Raw genomic sequence first — 15,771 nt, 5'->3', positions numbered from 1 at the left:
CTTAGCCCAGTTCGTGGTACTGGCCCCGGAAGTACAGCAGCGGGTCCTCGTCGGTGTAGCGGGCGTATTCCACCAGGCCCAGGTACAGGGTGTGGTCCCCGGCGGCAATGACCTCCCGTTTGCGGCACACCAGCTGCGCCACACTCCCGCCAATCAGGGGCAGGCCCTCGTGATCAAACCACGACACGGCGTCTTCCGGGCCGGGCCGACCGGCGAAATGGTCACTGAGGTGGCGCTGCGCCGCGCTGAGGACGCTCACGCCGAAGCGGGTCACGTCCTCTTGCCCGAGCAGCGCGTGCATGTGCGCGCGGTGGTCCACGCTGACGAGCACCAGGGGCGGCGTCAGGCTGACCGACACAAAGGCGCTGGCGGTCATGCCCCGGCGCGTCTCTCCGTCGCTGGCCGTGATGATCGTCACGCCGCTGGCGAAGCGCCCCAGCGTCTGCCGGAACTCGTGTGGAGGAATGCCTTCGGGAGCAGGAGAGGTCATGGGGCGAGTGTAGCGAAGGGGCGGGCAGCCATCATGGACAGGTTCAGCTCCGGCCGTCCAGCGTGCGGCGGCGCAGCAGGGCGAAAAAGCCGTTGGCCTGCGCCTCACGGCAGACCTGGCCCAGCGTGACGCCCGAGTCGGTGTATTCCACTTGCCGCGCTGCACAAAGGGCCGCCCCGAGCACCACCCCTGCGCGGCGCAGTACGACGGCCCAGCCGAAGGTCGGTTCGAGCTGAGGCACGAGGTCCGGCACGTTCTTCAGGCCGAGCAGATGCGCCCCGCGCGTCAGCCAGTGGGCGTAGCGCAGCGCGTCCTCCCGGGAAAGCCCGGGTTCACCCCGTACCCGTCCAGGTTGCCAGGATCCACCCCACCGAAACCCAGGGCGCGGCAACGGTCTTGCTCCGCCCGTACGGGGGGCGCGAGGAGGTCCAGACGGCGGATGTCCAACCAGCGCTCGCCGTGCCATTGGGGATGCCCGCGGCCGCCAGTCTTCCAGGGTTCCCGCGGAGAAGTCGCGCACCTCAGGCGAAGGGGGGCAGGCCCGTGAACTGAGTCTGAAAGGAGGTCCCGGGCGTGGACCGCCCGATTCCCGCAAGAGAAGCCAGCGGCGGCGAGCGGGCACACGGCCAGCACCCAGCGCTTCACCGCGCGGTGCCGCTTGCTAACGGCGCGTCACGCACGAGCAGGTCTGGGTACCGCACCACGCCTACCTCCGGCACGGGCTCGGCCCAGCGCTGACCGCCGACGCGAATTTCGACGGGACCGGGGGCCAGGTTCAGAAAGCCGTAGTAGCCGCTGCCGTCCGTGGTGCCCCGCGCTATAACCTGCCCGCCGCGTAGGGCCTCCACACTCCGGCCCCCCGGCCTGGCCGTGCCTACAATTCGTCCGCTCAGCCCGCGCATATTCGGTGGTGAGGCCGTCCAGGCCAGCGGCTCGGCCAACGCTCCCCCGGGAGCCGTCATGGCGGTGCGGATGGCCGCCAGTCCCTGCGCCGTGCTCTGCCGGGTGCCGTATACGTCCAGCGTGGGTGTGCGGTACGAGTACCCCACCCAGCCCAGCCCAGCCGCCACCGTCCGCCGCGCCTGGGCAGCACTCACGGCGGGTGGATTGAGGTACAGCGCTGTGCCGCCCGCGACCTCGGCCCCCCCACGCACGCTGACCGCAAAGGCGTTCCAGCCGTCCAGCCACGCGCCCTGCTCGCCGACCGCGTCGCGCTTGTAGTTCATCAAGACGTTGAGGTCCAGCAGCCCCGCCCGCATCCACGTCGGCCAGTCCTGCAGGACGTCGGCGTAGGTGCGCGTCTTGCGAAAGGCGTCCATGTCCCCGGCCGCGGGCGGTGGGCCGTAGGTGATCGTGGCCGCCGTCACCCATATGTTGGGCCGCACTGCCTTGACCCCCAGCGCCACCCGCCGCACCAGGGCTGTGACCTGCTCGCGCTTCCAGTTCTGCCATCGCGGATCGCTGGCAGCCGGGGTGCCGCGCGTGCCCGTCTCCGCGCGGTAGCGGGCCACGGTCTTGGGATCGTAGCCCCAGTTTCCGCCGTCCGGATAACGGATGCGGTCCAGCTGCACTCCGTCCACAGGATAGTTCTTCACCAGGCTGATCACCCCGTTCGCCATGTGATCGGCGGCGGCGGGAATGGCGGGGTCCAGCCAGGCGTCACTGCCCTGCAGCCACGCTCCGTCGCGCTGACGCGAGAGCCACGAGGCCGCCCCCGCAGTGGGGCCGTGCGTGCGCGAGACGTGCGCCGGGCTGCTGTTGGGCACGCTGGCGTTCGACGCGCCCGTTACGCTGACCCAGGCAATCACGCGTATCCCCAGGGCGTGCGCCTGCCGGGTGACCTCCGCCAGGGGATCAAAGTCCTTTTCCAGGTCCGCATCGGTGACCACAGGCAGGCTGGAGCGGCGGCACAGGCAGTCCGAGCGCCGAACGGCCTGCACGAACAGGGCGTTGATCCCGAGTTCCGACGCGTCTGCCACCGTCCTCGTCACCTGCGCCCGCGTCTTGAGCCCCGGCCCGAAGGCGTCTACCCACAGCCCGCGCACGGTGCTGATGGGCGCGGGAGGCGGGGGCAAGGCGGGAGCCTCGGGGAGGGCCGGAACCGTGACCGGCGTGGGGAAGGGAGGAGTCGGAACAGTCAGCGCGGGGACCTGCGGCCCGGGCAGCGCGGCCGGAGCGGACGTTTCCGAGGTCTGGGCCAGCGCGGGGGTGAGCAGGGCCCCCAGCAGCAGGGCAAGGCGGAGAGGGGCAGAGGTCTTCACGGTGGTGCGGGCAGGCTAGCGCAGGGCTGCAGCGGGAAGGTGAAGGCGGGGCCGGCAGGTCCGGGCGGCCGATTGAAAGCCCGGGAAGAACGCGGCCATCGCCGGCGGGCTACCATGTTCCTCTGCCCCGCTTTCCTGCGGGCGAACCGAGACCCCATGACCCACCTGCCTGCTTCCCAACTGCCCAAACAACTCTTCGCCCCCCTCGTCAAGGGCGCGGCCCAGGCCATCACCGACTACCGCATGATCGAGGAGGGGGACCGGGTGATGGTCTGCCTGTCGGGCGGCAAGGACAGCTACACGCTGCTCGACATCCTGCTGCACCTGCAAAAGCGCGCGCCAATTCAATTTGAGGTGGTGGCGGTGAATCTCGACCAGGGCCAGCCGGGCTTTCCCACCCACGTGCTGCCGGAATACCTCAGTACGCTGGGCGTGCCCTTCCAGATCCTGACCGAAGACACCTACTCCATCGTCAAGGAAAAGACGCCAGAGGGCAAAACCACCTGCGCGCTGTGCAGCCGCCTGCGCCGGGGGATCCTGTACAGCCACGCCCGCGAGATTGGCGCGACGAAAATCGCCTTGGGCCACCACCGCGACGACATTCTGGAAACGCTCTTCTTGAACATGTTCTTCGGCGCGCGCCTCAAGGCCATGCCGCCCAAGCTTCAGTCGGACGACGGCACCAACGTGGTTATCCGGCCCTTGGCCTACCTCGCCGAACGCGACATCGAGCGCTACGCCGCGGCGAAGGGCTTTCCGATCATTCCCTGCAACCTGTGCGGCAGTCAGGAAAACCTGCAGCGCAAGATCGTGGGCGAGATGTTGGAAGGCTGGGAGCGCGAGCATCCGGGCCGCTTGCAAAACGTCTTGCGCTCACTCACCCGCGTAACGGGCAGTCACCTGCTGGACCGCGAGTTGTTCGACTTCGCCAGCCTCAGCGTCCGGCCCTCCGAGGGGGACCGGGGCTTCGACGGCGAGGAGTACCCCGAGCGCGAATTTCTGGCGGGTCTGAGCGAGATGCCGATGCTGGGCTAGCGCAAGCTTGCGCCCACCGTCTGCAACTCCGCCTCCACGTTTTGCAAGGCGGGCAACACAAAACGCTCCAGCACCCTCAGATTCGCCTCGTCCTCCTCAGGGCGGGTGTTTCCCCGCAGCAGCATGGTCACGTCCACCGCGAGGTCGCCCAGCACCAGGCGGAAAAAATAGAACCCCAGCACGTCTGGGCTCAACTCGCTTCTCTGCCCCGTGCGCGCCGGTGTGGCGCAGGACGAAGGGCCACCCGTTGCAGGCGGCCGCCCGCCTGCAACGGGTGGCCGCCGGAACAGGACATGGTGCGCAAGCAGGCGCTCCCACAGCGCGAGCGGCGTGGGGCGGCCACCGGGCAGGAGCGGACCGAGCCACTCCAAGTCCGCCCGCAACCCCTCCCCGCAGGGCAGGGCGAAGTCCTCGGGCGGCACGGGAAGGCGGGGAACCTCGGCCACGGACTTTCGCCGTCCCCGCGTGCGGGCGTCCCGCGAACGGCGCGAGTTCGGGCGGCGCGTGCGTCCAACCTGTGCCCGGACTGCCAGCCGTCAATCCACCTGAAGTGGGCGAGCGTGTGGCCTTCCACTTCGGTCAGCGACTCTCCCGCCAGGGTGGGGCTCCAAAACATTCGGCAGCACCCCAATGCGCCGCAATACACCCAGCAACGGCACGTTCGCCTCCAGCCTCTGCCGCACCGTTTACGCGTAGAGGGTGGGGGGCAACACCTTGAGGAAAAAGCGCCCGGAGGGTCCGTCCGCCGGATAGGCCGGAGCCGTGCCGTTCGGTAAAAATATCAACCGCTCCAGTATCGGGCCGTAAGCCTCACGCAACGCCGCGAGGTCGGCCGCTTGGGCGAAGGCCGGTTCAGCGGCCACGCTCTGCCCTCAGAGCAGCCGCCCGTCGTCGCCCGGGTCCGGCGTCTGAACCGGCACGCCCCGGGCGTTGAGCGCCTCGCGCAGCATGGGAATGTTTTTCAGGGCGTGGCCCTTCGTGGTGTTCTGGAAAAAGACGTACAACTCGGAGAGGTCGTCCGCCACCAGCGCGATCTTCTCGGCCCACTCGTCCATCTCGGCGCGGGTGTAGAGGTAGTCGTGGCGTTCGGCGGCGCTCTGGCCTTCCCACCAGCTGCCCTTGTTGCGGCCGTGCAGGCGCAGGTAGCCCACATCGGTGGTCACGTGTACCTGCGGCTCGGGCATGCCGCCCACCGGCGGATAGTCGGGGCTGACCCAGATCAGGCCGTACTCGCCCATGCCCTCGCGCACCTCGGGCTTGTCCCAGGAAGCGTGGCGCAATTCCACGGCCAGTTCGTGCCCGGCGAAGCGCTCGGCCAGGCCCAGCAGGTACTTACGGTTGTCGGCGGTGCGGTGAAAGGAGTAGGGAAACTGGGCCAGGTAAGGCCCCTTCAAACCGGCGTCGCGCAGCGGCTGAGGGCTTTGCAACATCCGGTCGAAGTCCGCGCTCTCGGGGTTGCGCTCGTGGGTGAACACCTTGTTCAGCTTCACGGCGAAGCGGGTGCGTCCGGCAGACTTGCGGGCCATGCCCTCGAAGGCCTTGAGGCCGGGAATGGCGTAGAAGGACGAGTTGAGTTCCGCAGCATCGAAATGCCGGGCGTAGGTTTCGAGGTAGGCGTCTTTCTTCACGCCCTCGTAGATCAGGCCGGGGGCCGCCCACTCCTCGTTTGTATAGCCGCCGCAGCCGATCCAGACTCGCATGGGGTCAGGGTAACCGGCGCTGCAACGCAAACGTGCGCGGGTAAACGCGCGATCAAGGCCGGTCTCGTCAGCGCAGCTGAGGGCGGCGGTTGAGCTGCGTCCAGAAGTCGGTAATGGTGCGGATGGCGTCCCGGAACTGGCCGAAATCCATCGGCTTGACTACGTAGGCGCTGGCCCCGTGCTGGTAGCTCTCGCGCACGTCGCGGTTCTCGCCGCTCGTGGTGAGCATGACCACCGGAATGTCGCGGGTGGTCTGCTCGGCACGGATGGCGTCCAACACGGCCAGACCGTCCATCTGAGGCATGTTCAGATCCAGCAAGATCAGATCCGGAAGCAGCGGGGCGTTTTGCAACAGGTCCAGCGCCTCGACCCCGCTGCCGGCCACCGTGACGTCATGCGCGCCAAGCTCGTCCTCCAGCGCCGTCAGGGTCAGTTCCACGTCTTTCGGATTGTCGTCCACCAGCAGAATGCGGCGATGCGCCATGGTTGCCCCCTCTGGCTCCAGGGTAACCCGCCGAAGTATGAAAAGTTCATCAATGTGAGGAAGCACATAGACTGAGCCTTTTGACGTAGAGCGGAGCGCTTCTAGCCGACTCAGTCAACGGCACAAGGGGCGCGGGCTAGACTGCGGGACGTGTTGACGAAGCGCATCATTCCCTGCCTGGACGTGCAAAATGGGCGGGTGGTCAAGAACGTGCGGTTCTTCGAGAACCACCGCGACGCTGGCGACCCCCTGGTCCTGGCCCAGAACTACGAGGCGCAGCAGGCCGACGAACTGGTCTTTTACGACATCACCGCCACCCATGAGGGCCGCTCCCTGATGCTGAACGTGGCCGCCCGCGTGGCCGAGCAGGTCATGATGCCGCTGACGGTGGGCGGCGGTGTGAACGCCGTCGCCGATTTCCGCCAACTGCTGATGGCGGGCGCAGACAAGATCAGCGTCAACAGCGGCGCGGTGCGGCGGCCCGAACTGATCGGGGAGGCGTCGGACCACTTCGGCGCGCAGTGCGTGGTGCTGAGCATCGATGCCAAGCGGCGGCCCGGCGGTGAAGGCTGGACCGTCCACGTGGGCGGCGGACGGGTGGACACAGGGATAGACCTGCTGGAGTGGGCCGAGCGGGGACAACGCCTGGGCGCAGGCGAAATCTGCCTCAACGTAATGGACGCCGACGGCACCCGCGCAGGCTTCAATCTGGAGGCGACGCGCGCGGTGGCGCAGGCCGTGGACCTCCCCGTGATCGCCTCGGGCGGGGCAGGGAAGCTCGAAGACTTCCGCGACGTGCTGACGGACGGCGCGGCGGACGCAGCCCTCGCCGCCAGCGTCTTTCATTTTGGCGAGCTGACCGTGCCGCAGGTCAAGACGTACCTGAAGGGTGTGGGGCTGCCCGTGCGCCCAGATTGGAAAGACGCATGACCACGTTGCAACACCTGAATTTCGACGAACGCGGCCTGATTCCGGTGGTGACGCAAGACGCCCGCACCGGCGCCGTGCTGATGCAGGCATATGCGGACCGGGCGGCCATCGAGCGCACGTTGGAGACGCGGGAAGCCACCTACTACAGCCGTTCGCGCGGCGAGCAGTGGATCAAGGGCAAGACGAGCGGACACGCCCAGCGCATCGTCTCGGTGCATCTGGACTGCGACGGCGACAGCGTGCTGTACCGGGTGGAACAGACCGGACCCGCTTGTCATACCGGGGAATACTCATGCTTCTACACGCCGCTGCTGGAAGGGGAGGGGCAGGCGGCGGGACTGGACGGCACCCTGGAGCGGGTCTATGCCACCATCACCGGGCGCCTCGCCACCCTGCCGGAGAACAGCTACGTGGCGCGCCTCCACGCCGGGGGCCTGGACCGGGTGCTGAAAAAGATCAGCGAAGAAGCGGGCGAAGTGCTGCTGGCGGCCAAGAACGGAGACCGCGCCGAACTCGCCACCGAAGTCGCGGACCTCTTCTTCCACACCCTCTTCGCGCTGGCCGAGGTCGGCGTCTCCCCCGGCGACGTGGCCGCCGTCCTCCAGGGCCGTGAGGGCAAGACCGGGTTGAAGGGACCGAAAGAAATCGGTTAAGCCCCAATTCTCAACTCGGTTTGCCCAGGCCCGGAACGGTCTTCGAGCAGGGCCTGGGCCACCACCCCGGGCGCGAGGGCACCGCGCGGCACCCGGCCCACCTGCGCCCAGAGCTCCGTATCCACCGCAGGGGGCAGCACGAGGGTGATGCCCACACCCCGCGCTTCCAGCCGGGCCACCTCCGCGGCGCGGGCCAGGGCGGCCTTGCTTGCTGCGTACTGCGAGAACCCCCGCACCGTAACCAGTTCGGGTCGGGCCCCAAGCAGATACATTCGTCCGCCGGGAGCCAGCCGCCCCAGCCCGTGCTTGAGCAGCCACAGCGCCCCGAAATAGTTCGCGTTCCACACCGCACGGACCCGGGCAGGATCGGCCTCGGCAAGTGGACTGGGCAGGGCGGCTCCGGCGGCGTAGACCACGGTATCCAGCTCCGTAAGGCCCTCCAGCAGCGCGCTGACATGGCTCTCGTAACCCAGATCGGCGGGGCGGGCCTCGGCCCCCAGTTCGGCCGCCAGGGTTTCCAGGCGTTCACGGTGGCGGGCGCTCAGCCATAACGGGCCGCTCTGAGCTGCAAATGCCCGCGCCGCCGCCGCCCCAATGCCTCCCGTCGCTCCCACGATCAGCGTCCTCATGGTAGCCAGCAGAGCATGCCAGGGACCGTGGCACGGTATCGTCCAGTACATGCTGCCCCAGCGCGCCTCCCCCAAAGACGAGTGGCGGGCCTGGGCGCGGAAAAGGCGGGCAAAGTTGCCTGACCGCTCGCTGGACGTGACGGCCCACCTGATTTCCTTCCTTCAGGAGCGGGACGTGCAGCGCGTCCTGGCCTACCGGGCCCTGCCCGGCGAGCCTGTTGTGGACGCCCTCGCCTCCCAGTTCGAGCTCCTGACCACCCGGGCCCGCTTTCGCCCCGAGCCGCGCCTGACGCTGCATCCCTGGGACACGGCCACGGAGGTCAGCCGCTTCGGAGCGCTCCAGCCTCCCGCCAATGCGCCGCAAGTTCCCCTGGAAACGGTGGACGCTGTGCTCCTGCCCGCCCTCGCCTTTGACCGCTGGGGCGTGCGGCTGGGCTACGGGGGCGGCTTCTATGACCGCCTGCTCCCCAGCTTCTCCGGCCTCACAGCGGGCGTGGTATGGGAGGCGCTGGTGGTAGAGGCCCTCCCGTGCCAGCTCCACGACCTGCGGGTGGGCTGGCTGGTGACGGAAGCGGGCGTGCGGGCCGTTCAGCCTCCGGCCAGCTCCCAGGCTTCCTCCGGCAAGTAGAGCGCTCCCGGTCCCGCCTTCCGCATTCGCCAGACCTCGCGCACGGTAAAGGTAAGAGGCTGCGCCTCCAGGTGGGCGAACGCTTCCCGGGCCGCCTGAAAAACTCCCTCCAAGTCCACCCTGTGTCTTCCCAGGGCCAACGTCAGGTGAGGCGTCATGTGCGGCCCCTCGTATCCGAAGCGCTGGGCGGGTTCCAATGCTTCGAGCAGCCGCACGTGCAGGGCGACGAGCCCCGGGGAAGTGACCGCCAGATACACCGCGCTGCCACTGCGAAAAGTCCGCGCCCCCTCAACTGTCAAGGGAAAGAGGGGGCTGGCGTCCACCACCGCCCGCGCCGCTTTCACCCAGTCCAGATTCACCCCCAAACCACTCCGCGCCTTGACCGTGACGTGGGGCGGGCTCTCGCGCAGGCCCAGCGGTGCCCGGAACGCTTCCACTTGTGACGCGAGTTCGGGTGGGGGAAGAACGGCGAGAAGGTGGGCGGGCGTCACGGAACAGGTTCCGCTGCCCTACGGAAGACGCCTTCAGAGGTTAAGGCCTTAAGTGCACCGAGCATTCCAGCAGCGTTCTCCCTCTCGCTCCCCGGACATGCTCGAGTTGCACTCCACCAATCCTTCATGGAATCACCTGTATGGTCCACATCATAAACGCTCCAGGCATTCAAACAGCGTTTGCCATTGAGCGAAAACCTACCCGCATTATCTACCGTGGATATACAAACGCCAGTATGGCCATGATGGGCCAAGCCCATAAACGCCTATCTTAGACACCTTTTACTGAGGGTCGACCCGCTCCCGTTGAGGAACTGCTTGGCCGCTTCCCAGGGCGCCTCTGGACTCAGCCCTCATCGCAGCCCTTGCAAAGCGCGGCGGGTCATCAATTCGTAGACCGACTTCTGTTGCCGCGGCCTTCCCATACCAGAGCGTCTTCAACTGCTTCTGACAGCGCTGCGATGGTTGCCAAAAACTCCGTATGGCAGCGGGGTTCTTTCTTTCTTTCTCCCTCACTTCACCCCCCCAGGCGTCCGTACCGCCCGGACGCTTTTGCCCCCGTTCCGGTACAGTTTGGGGGTGACCGAGACCCCTGAAACCCCGCTCAAGCGGACCCCCCTTTATGCCGCACACCTGCGGGCCGGTGCCCGGATGGTGCCGTTTGGTGGGTGGGACATGCCCGTGCAGTACGCGGGCGTGAAGGCCGAACACCAGGCCGTGCGGACCCAGGCCGGGCTGTTCGACGTGTCACACATGGGCGAGTTCCGGGTCAAGGGGCCTGACGCCGAAGCCTTCCTCCAGCGCGTGACCACCAACGACGTCTCGAAGCTCAAGCCGGGCCGTGCCCAGTACAACTGGCTGCCGAACGACGCGGGCGGCCTGGTGGACGACATCTACGTGTACCGCGCCGGTGAGGCCGAATACCTGCTGGTGGTCAACGCGAGCAACATCGGCAAGGACTGGGCGCACCTTCAGACGCATACGGCGGGCTTCGACGTGCAGCTTACTGACGAATCGGACCTCTGGGGCCTGCTCGCCGTGCAGGGACCGCAGGCGGAGACGCTGCTGCAGCCCCACATTGACGTGGACCTGGGCCAGAAGAAGAAGAACGCCTTCTTCCCCGCCAAGCTGTTCGGATTTGGCGTGCTGCTGGCACGCACGGGTTACACAGGCGAGGACGGCTTCGAGGTTTTCACCGACGCCAGCGAGGCCGAGACCATCTGGGACAAGCTCGTCGCCGTGGGCCTGACGCCCGCTGGGCTGGGCGCACGCGACACCTTGCGGCTGGAAGCGGGCTTTCCCCTCTATGGTCACGAATTCACCGAGGAGTTGCACCCCCTGAGCAGCACCTACACCTGGGTGGCCAAGGACAAAGACCACGTGGGCCGCGAGCATATTCGGAAAGAGCCGCCCCACAGGCTCGTCGGCCTCACGCTGGACCGTGTGCCCGTGCGTGAGGGCTATTCGGTGCTGCTGAACGGTGTTCCGGTGGGCCACGTGACCAGCGGCAGCGCCAGTCCCACCCTGGGTCACCCCATCGCCATGGCGCTCGTAAACGCCGACGTGGCTTCCAGCGACACCTTCGAGGTGGAGGTGCGGGGCAAGGCGCATCCGGCGCGGCGGGTAGACCTCCCCTTTTACAAGAGAGCTTAAGCCGCCCTTTGCGGGATGACACGCCCGGCCCCGACGTATAGGAGAATCACCCCATGCAAACCCCCTCCGAACTGAAGTACGCCGCCTCCCACGAATGGCTCGCCGCTGACGGCACCGTCGGCATCTCCGACTTTGCCCAGGACCAGCTCGGCGACGTGGTATACGTCGAACTGCCCGAGGTGGGCCGCGTGGTCACGGCGGGCGAGACGGTGGCCGTCGTGGAGAGCGTGAAAACGGCCTCCGACATCTACGCTCCTGCCAGTGGCACCATCGTGGCCGTGAACGAGGACCTCTCGGGCAGCCCCGAACTCGTGAACAGCGGCCCCTACGAGGGCGGCTGGCTCTTCAAACTTGACGTGACCGAAGAAAGCGGCGATCTGATGGACGCAGAAGCGTACAGCGCCGCGAACAGCTAAGTCGCCAGTTGCCAGTCGCCAGCAGCCAGCTTGTCCTGGCGACTGGCGACTGATTCCTGATGACTCTTCAAGGAGAACTCCATGCGCCCCCTCACAGACCTCCTCAACACCAACGACTTCACCCACCGCCACATCGGCCCCTCGGACGCGGAGCAGGCGGAAATGCTTTGCGCGCTGGGCGTCTCCAGCCTGGACGAACTGACCGCCACCACCCTGCCCGAGAGCATCCGCTTTGAGGGCCAACTGAACGTGGGTGGCCCCGTTACCGAGGCGCAGGCGCTGGCCGATCTGAAGGCCGTTGCCGAGAAGAACAGGGTGTTTCGATCGTACATCGGTATGGGGTATTCCGGCACCCTCACGCCGAACGTCATCCTGCGCAACATGCTGGAAAATCCCGGCTGGTACACGGCCTACACGCCCTACCAGGCCGAAATCTCGCAGGGCCGCCTGGAAATGCTGCTCAACTTTCAGCAGATGGTGATGGACCTGACCGGAATGCCCGTCTCCAACGCCTCGCTGCTGGACGAGGCCACCGCTGCCGCCGAGGCGATGACGCTCGCAAAGCGGCAGGTCAAGAGTAAGGGCAGCGTCTTCTACGTGGCCGAGGATGTGCACCCCCAGACCTTGGACGTGGTGCGGACCCGCGCAGAGTACTTCGGCTACAGCGTGGTGACGGGTCAGGCGAACGGCGAACTGCCCGAAGGCACCTTTGCCGCACTGGTGCAGACGCCGGGTACCTACGGCGACCTGCACGACCTCTCCCCCATCGCCGAGCGGATCCACGCGGCGCAGGGGGCACTGATCGTGGCGACGGACCTGCTGGCCTGCGCGCTGCTCACGCCCCCCGGCGAGCAGGGCGCGGACATCGTGATAGGCAGCGCCCAGCGTTTCGGCGTGCCGATGGGCTTCGGCGGACCGCACGCCGCCTTCCTGGCCTGCCGCAACGAGTATCAGCGCTCCATGCCGGGCCGCGTGATCGGTGTGAGCAAAGACGTGCGCGGCAAAACGGCCCTGCGGATGGCGATGCAGACCCGCGAGCAGCATATCCGGCGCGAGAAGGCAACGAGCAACATCTGCACCGCTCAGGCGCTGCTGGCGAATATGGCAGCGGCGTATACCGTATACCACGGCGCGCAGGGCATACAGCGGATTGCAGAGCGCGTCCAGCGCATGACGGGCATTCTGCACAAGGCGCTGATCGACGCAGGCCTGACGCCGAACAGCACGTTTTTCGACACCCTTACCTTCGGGGGCCATGTGGGCGAGATCAGCCCCCGCGCCGAGGCAAAGGGCATCAACTTCCGTTATGGGGACAACCGGATTGGCGTGAGCCTGGACGAGACGGTTACAGTGACGGACCTCGCAGACGTGATTGAGGCCATCACCGGGCAGGCGGCGGACGTGCTGGCCCTGGACGGCTATGCCACCGGAGGTATCCCCTCTCATCTGGCGCGCACCTCCCCCTACCTCACTCACCCCGTCTTCAACACGCACCATTCGGAACACGCCATGCTGCGCTACCTCAAGGGGCTGGAGAACAAGGATTACAGCCTGGTCCACGGCATGATTCCCCTCGGCTCCTGCACCATGAAGCTCAATGCCACCGCCGAGATGATTCCCGTGACGTGGCCCGAGTTCGGCAGCCTGCACCCCTTCGCGCCCGCCGATCAGACGGAAGGCTACGCGCAGATGCTCGCGGAACTGGAAGCGTGGCTGGCCGACATCACCGGCTACGACGCCGTATCTCTCCAGCCCAACAGCGGCGCACAGGGCGAGTACGCGGGCCTGCTGACCATCCGCAAGTACCACGAGGCCCGGGGCGAGGGCCACCGCACCGTCTGCCTGATTCCCGCCTCCGCGCACGGCACCAACCCCGCCAGCGCCGCCATGCTGGGCATGCAGGTGGTGGTGGTCAAGACCGACGCGAACGGCAACATTGACCTGGACGACCTCAAGGCCCAGGCGCAAAAGCACTCCGCGAACCTGGGCGCGCTGATGATCACCTACCCCAGCACCCACGGCGTCTATGAGGAACACGTCACGGAGGTCTGCGAGATCGTCCACGCGCACGGCGGGCAGGTGTACCTCGACGGCGCGAACATGAACGCGATGGTGGGCCTCGCCAAGCCGGGGCTGATCGGCAGCGACGTGTCGCACCTCAACCTGCACAAGACCTTCGCCATTCCTCACGGGGGCGGTGGCCCGGGCATGGGGCCGATCGGCGTCAAGGCCCACCTCACGCCCTTCTTGCCCAACCATGAGGTCCGGCCCACGGGCCAGAGCCAGACCGGAGCCGTCAGCGCCGCGCCCTACGGCAGCGCGAGCATTCTGCCCATCTCGTACCTGTATATCCGCCTGCTTGGCCCCGCCGGGCTGAAGAAGTCCACCCAGGTGGCGCTGCTGAACGCCAACTACATTGCCGCAAAGCTCAGCGGCGCGTACCCAGTGCTGTACACGGGCCGGAATGGCCGCGTGGCCCACGAGTGCATCGTGGATATTCGCCCCCTGAAGCAGGCCAGCGGCATCACCGAGGAAGACATCGCCAAGCGCCTGATGGACTACGGCTTCCACGCCCCCACCATGAGTTTCCCCGTGCCCGGCACCCTGATGATCGAGCCGACGGAAAGCGAGCCGAAGGAGGAGCTGGACCGCTTTATCGACGCCATGCTGCACATCCGCCGCGAGATTCAGGAGGTGCAGGACGGACTCCTGAAGGCCGAGGACAGCCCACTCCGGCACGCGCCGCACACGCAAGATGACCTGATGGGAGGCGAGTGGAACCGGGCCTACAGCCGCGAGACGGCGGCCTTCCCCACCCGTGCCCAGAAGTCGTGGAAGTATTGGCCTGCGGTGAACCGGGTGGACAACGTGTACGGGGACAGGAACTTTGTGTGCTCGTGCCCGCCGGTGGAGGAGTACGCGGAGTTCGAGTTCAGCGAGTAAAGATAAGAGGGGAGAAAGGAGCGGCTCCAGAAAGGCGGGGGCTGCCCTTTCTGGTTACGGTCCCTCTACTCCAGTTTGAACGAAGGGACTGCCCCCCGCTTACACAGGACCATGACCTCCCCTCCCCCGGAGAGCACCCGAGAACCCCCCTTGGGGGCGCGTCACCTTGACCCTCACCGTCCTCCTGCTGGCGCTGCACGCCGCGTGGGTGGCGACGCTGTGGCGCGGCGAGGACTTCCCCGCTTATCCCCACGTTTCTGCTTGCCGGGCCCACATGCATCCTCAGCGCCCAACTCCTGCAGGTGCGTGAACTGGGCTGCGAGCGTACGCAGGGGTTCCTGCTGGGACGCCCCGGCCCACCGAAAGGCCGCACCGCCCCTTGAGCCCGCTTCCCCCACCCTCTACCCTGCCTCCATGACCCCGCCTGATTCCAAGCCCGCCCCAGATCCCGAAACGCTGGAATACATCCAAGCCGTCTTCGACCTTGTGCGGGGGGGTGACGCCCCCCGCCTGGCCGACCTGCTCTCGCGCGGCCTGCCCGCCAACCTCCTGAATCAGAAGGGCGACAGCCTGCTGATGCTCGCCAGCTATCACGGGCATCTGGAAGCGGCGCGTGCTCTCCTGACGCACGGCGCGGATCCCGAACTGCGAAACGACCAGGGCCAGAGCCCGCTTCAGGCGGCGGCCTTCCGGGGAGACGCGGCGATGGTGGAATTGCTGCTCTCGCGGGGCGCTGCCGTGGAAGGAGCCGGAGCCGACGGACGCACACCCCTGATGATGGCCGCCATGTTCAACCGAACCGAGATTGCCCGCCTGCTCCTGGCCCATGGAGCCGACTGGAACGCGCGAGATGCGGGCGGCCTCACCGCCCTGGACTCGGCGCGGGTCATGCATGCGGTGGATACGTCGGCGCTGCTGGAAGGGCTGGAACAGGGTGACGGATGAACGGAAGGCGTTACGCCGCATCTTTTGAGCATCCCTCCTGGTAGGCGCGGGCCTGACTCAAGATTGGAGTGGCTGGTACAGCCCGAACCGAGGAAGCGCCCGAAAGCGGGTGGGGACGACGAGTGGGACCCCACGACAAGCGAACAACCAAGTCTCCTTACGCCCCCTCTCAACCGCGGGGGCCGCCAGCCGCGAACAATACGGCATGGCCGATCACCGCAAGGAGAGCTTCAACCCTCCCGTGGACACGAGCGGCTCACCCGGCCCGGCGGAAGCCCACAACGGACCCCAGGGCCTGAGCCTGGGCACCACGCTGGACACCTCCCGTACCGCAGGGATGGGCGGCAGGGCAGGCACGGTAACGCCCGATATGGATGGCGATACCGGCAGGGCGGCGCCCGCGCCTTCCGGCGAGCCCGAGGACCTGTAATCTGCGGCCCTATTCCCCCCGCTCCGGCCTGATCTTCAGCGCCTGCCGGGCAAGCAGGACGGCCAGCACCACTCCCGCAACGT

Annotated in this window: 21 protein-coding genes (1 of these 21 cut by a window edge); 10 read left to right on the top strand and 11 right to left on the bottom strand. The window is 67.2% G+C overall.

The genetic code is table 11. From position 1 onward, the window contains the following. Nucleotide 1: 1 nt before the first annotated feature. From B9A95_RS15740 to B9A95_RS15725, 4 genes are read right to left on the bottom strand one after another with little or no spacing between them, the layout of a single operon-like run. Entirely contained in the window at nucleotides 2–490 is a 489-nt protein-coding gene (locus B9A95_RS15740) for a flavin reductase family protein (RefSeq protein WP_084048176.1), read from the bottom strand. 43 nt (nucleotides 491–533) lie between these two features. Beyond that, nucleotides 534–881 (bottom strand): endo alpha-1,4 polygalactosaminidase, encoded by a 348-nt coding sequence (locus tag B9A95_RS35495; protein ID WP_245808329.1) that lies wholly within the window; start codon nucleotides 879–881, stop codon nucleotides 534–536. Beyond that, a complete protein-coding gene (locus tag B9A95_RS37180) occupies nucleotides 776–1,114 on the bottom strand; it encodes an endo alpha-1,4 polygalactosaminidase (RefSeq protein WP_425429975.1) in 339 nt (112 codons plus the stop codon). Before B9A95_RS37180 ends, B9A95_RS35495 begins: the two co-directional genes overlap by 106 nt. A 17-nt stretch (nucleotides 1,115–1,131) precedes the next feature. Continuing rightward, nucleotides 1,132–2,751 carry a family 10 glycosylhydrolase gene (locus B9A95_RS15725; RefSeq protein WP_245808328.1) on the bottom strand — a complete coding sequence of 540 codons (1,620 nt, stop codon included), beginning with the start codon at nucleotides 2,749–2,751 and terminating at the stop codon, nucleotides 1,132–1,134. A gap of 156 nt (nucleotides 2,752–2,907) precedes the next feature. Between B9A95_RS15725 and ttcA the strand changes: the two genes are divergently transcribed. Beyond that, a complete protein-coding gene (gene ttcA / locus B9A95_RS15720) occupies nucleotides 2,908–3,786 on the top strand; it encodes a tRNA 2-thiocytidine(32) synthetase TtcA (RefSeq protein ID WP_084050762.1) in 879 nt (292 codons plus the stop codon). Here ttcA and B9A95_RS15715 read toward each other — a convergent pair. The 4 genes from B9A95_RS15715 to B9A95_RS15705 form a co-directional block, all read right to left on the bottom strand. Next, nucleotides 3,783–4,232, bottom strand: coding sequence for a hypothetical protein (locus B9A95_RS15715; protein ID WP_084048173.1), 450 nt, complete (start codon nucleotides 4,230–4,232; stop codon nucleotides 3,783–3,785). The genes ttcA and B9A95_RS15715 overlap by 4 nt on opposite strands. Before the next feature lie 240 nt (nucleotides 4,233–4,472). After that, a complete protein-coding gene (locus B9A95_RS33820; RefSeq protein WP_170928670.1) occupies nucleotides 4,473–4,649 on the bottom strand; it encodes a hypothetical protein in 177 nt (58 codons plus the stop codon). Between the two features lie 9 nt (nucleotides 4,650–4,658). After that, complete coding sequence (locus tag B9A95_RS15710; protein WP_084048172.1) at nucleotides 4,659–5,486, bottom strand: DUF72 domain-containing protein; 828 nt, start codon at nucleotides 5,484–5,486, stop codon at nucleotides 4,659–4,661. 67 nt (nucleotides 5,487–5,553) lie between these two features. Then, nucleotides 5,554–5,970, bottom strand: coding sequence for a response regulator (locus tag B9A95_RS15705; protein WP_084048171.1), 417 nt, complete (start codon nucleotides 5,968–5,970; stop codon nucleotides 5,554–5,556). 150 nt (nucleotides 5,971–6,120) lie between these two features. Here B9A95_RS15705 and hisF point away from each other — a divergent pair, with 150 nt between their 5' ends. Both hisF and hisIE read left to right on the top strand, forming a co-directional pair. Further along, nucleotides 6,121–6,900, top strand: a complete 780-nt coding sequence (gene hisF, locus B9A95_RS15700) for an imidazole glycerol phosphate synthase subunit HisF (protein ID WP_084048170.1) — start codon at nucleotides 6,121–6,123, stop codon at nucleotides 6,898–6,900. Beyond that, on the top strand, nucleotides 6,897–7,553 hold the full coding sequence (hisIE, locus tag B9A95_RS15695; protein ID WP_084048169.1) for a bifunctional phosphoribosyl-AMP cyclohydrolase/phosphoribosyl-ATP diphosphatase HisIE: 657 nt from the start codon (nucleotides 6,897–6,899) through the stop codon (nucleotides 7,551–7,553). The genes hisF and hisIE overlap by 4 nt, the downstream gene beginning before the upstream one ends. Here hisIE and B9A95_RS15690 read toward each other — a convergent pair. Further along, a complete protein-coding gene (locus B9A95_RS15690) occupies nucleotides 7,550–8,182 on the bottom strand; it encodes an SDR family NAD(P)-dependent oxidoreductase (protein WP_084048168.1) in 633 nt (210 codons plus the stop codon). The genes hisIE and B9A95_RS15690 overlap by 4 nt on opposite strands. Nucleotides 8,183–8,231: 49 nt before the next feature. Here B9A95_RS15690 and B9A95_RS15685 point away from each other — a divergent pair, with 49 nt between their 5' ends. Further along, nucleotides 8,232–8,810 carry a 5-formyltetrahydrofolate cyclo-ligase gene (locus B9A95_RS15685; RefSeq protein WP_084048167.1) on the top strand — a complete coding sequence of 193 codons (579 nt, stop codon included), beginning with the start codon at nucleotides 8,232–8,234 and terminating at the stop codon, nucleotides 8,808–8,810. On the opposite strand, the gene B9A95_RS15680 is transcribed toward B9A95_RS15685, so the two are convergent. Next, nucleotides 8,771–9,301 (bottom strand): 2'-5' RNA ligase family protein, encoded by a 531-nt coding sequence (locus B9A95_RS15680; protein WP_084048166.1) that lies wholly within the window; start codon nucleotides 9,299–9,301, stop codon nucleotides 8,771–8,773. The two genes, B9A95_RS15685 and B9A95_RS15680, sit on opposite strands and share 40 nt — an antisense overlap. 579 nt (nucleotides 9,302–9,880) lie before the next feature. Here B9A95_RS15680 and gcvT point away from each other — a divergent pair. From gcvT to B9A95_RS15655, 6 genes are all read left to right on the top strand, one after another. Further along, nucleotides 9,881–10,954, top strand: coding sequence for a glycine cleavage system aminomethyltransferase GcvT (gene gcvT, locus B9A95_RS15675; protein WP_084048165.1), 1,074 nt, complete (start codon nucleotides 9,881–9,883; stop codon nucleotides 10,952–10,954). A 53-nt stretch (nucleotides 10,955–11,007) separates the two neighbouring features. Further along, nucleotides 11,008–11,370 carry a glycine cleavage system protein GcvH gene (gene gcvH / locus B9A95_RS15670; protein WP_084048164.1) on the top strand — a complete coding sequence of 121 codons (363 nt, stop codon included), beginning with the start codon at nucleotides 11,008–11,010 and terminating at the stop codon, nucleotides 11,368–11,370. 81 nt (nucleotides 11,371–11,451) lie between these two features. After that, complete coding sequence (gene gcvP / locus B9A95_RS15665) at nucleotides 11,452–14,313, top strand: aminomethyl-transferring glycine dehydrogenase (RefSeq protein ID WP_084048163.1); 2,862 nt, start codon at nucleotides 11,452–11,454, stop codon at nucleotides 14,311–14,313. A 166-nt stretch (nucleotides 14,314–14,479) separates the two neighbouring features. Then, nucleotides 14,480–14,623 carry a hypothetical protein gene (locus B9A95_RS33815; protein ID WP_170928669.1) on the top strand — a complete coding sequence of 48 codons (144 nt, stop codon included), beginning with the start codon at nucleotides 14,480–14,482 and terminating at the stop codon, nucleotides 14,621–14,623. A gap of 104 nt (nucleotides 14,624–14,727) precedes the next feature. After that, entirely contained in the window at nucleotides 14,728–15,258 is a 531-nt protein-coding gene (locus B9A95_RS15660) for an ankyrin repeat domain-containing protein (RefSeq protein WP_084048162.1), read from the top strand. Nucleotides 15,259–15,463: 205 nt separating this feature from the next. Continuing rightward, on the top strand, nucleotides 15,464–15,688 hold the full coding sequence (locus B9A95_RS15655; protein ID WP_084048161.1) for a hypothetical protein: 225 nt from the start codon (nucleotides 15,464–15,466) through the stop codon (nucleotides 15,686–15,688). Nucleotides 15,689–15,697: 9 nt separating this feature from the next. On the opposite strand, the gene B9A95_RS15650 is transcribed toward B9A95_RS15655, so the two are convergent. Next, nucleotides 15,698–15,771 carry the final stretch of a hypothetical protein gene (locus B9A95_RS15650; protein WP_084048160.1) on the bottom strand. 355 nt of this gene lie beyond the right edge of the window, so only the last 74 of its 429 coding nucleotides appear in the window; the start codon falls outside the window, past its right edge — the gene reads right to left on this strand; its stop codon occupies nucleotides 15,698–15,700.

Origin of the sequence: Deinococcus hopiensis KR-140 (assembly GCF_900176165.1) — a bacterium.
GTDB classification, from domain to species: Bacteria; Deinococcota; Deinococci; order Deinococcales; family Deinococcaceae; genus Deinococcus; species Deinococcus hopiensis.
The sequence above is the reverse complement of the archived record's forward strand: the minus strand, read 5'-3'. Positions and strand labels throughout refer to the sequence as shown.

Coding starts and splice junctions, on each gene's coding strand:
- B9A95_RS15740 (WP_084048176.1), bottom strand. CDS start 490: ATGACCTCTCCTGCTCCCGAAGGCATTCCTCCACACGAGTTCCGGCAG.
- ttcA (WP_084050762.1), top strand. CDS start 2,908: ATGACCCACCTGCCTGCTTCCCAACTGCCCAAACAACTCTTCGCCCCC.
- B9A95_RS15710 (WP_084048172.1), bottom strand. CDS start 5,486: ATGCGAGTCTGGATCGGCTGCGGCGGCTATACAAACGAGGAGTGGGCG.
- B9A95_RS15705 (WP_084048171.1), bottom strand. CDS start 5,970: ATGGCGCATCGCCGCATTCTGCTGGTGGACGACAATCCGAAAGACGTG.
- hisIE (WP_084048169.1), top strand. CDS start 6,897: ATGACCACGTTGCAACACCTGAATTTCGACGAACGCGGCCTGATTCCG.
- B9A95_RS15690 (WP_084048168.1), bottom strand. CDS start 8,182: ATGAGGACGCTGATCGTGGGAGCGACGGGAGGCATTGGGGCGGCGGCG.
- B9A95_RS15685 (WP_084048167.1), top strand. CDS start 8,232: ATGCTGCCCCAGCGCGCCTCCCCCAAAGACGAGTGGCGGGCCTGGGCG.
- gcvH (WP_084048164.1), top strand. CDS start 11,008: ATGCAAACCCCCTCCGAACTGAAGTACGCCGCCTCCCACGAATGGCTC.
- gcvP (WP_084048163.1), top strand. CDS start 11,452: ATGCGCCCCCTCACAGACCTCCTCAACACCAACGACTTCACCCACCGC.
- B9A95_RS15660 (WP_084048162.1), top strand. CDS start 14,728: ATGACCCCGCCTGATTCCAAGCCCGCCCCAGATCCCGAAACGCTGGAA.
- B9A95_RS15655 (WP_084048161.1), top strand. CDS start 15,464: ATGGCCGATCACCGCAAGGAGAGCTTCAACCCTCCCGTGGACACGAGC.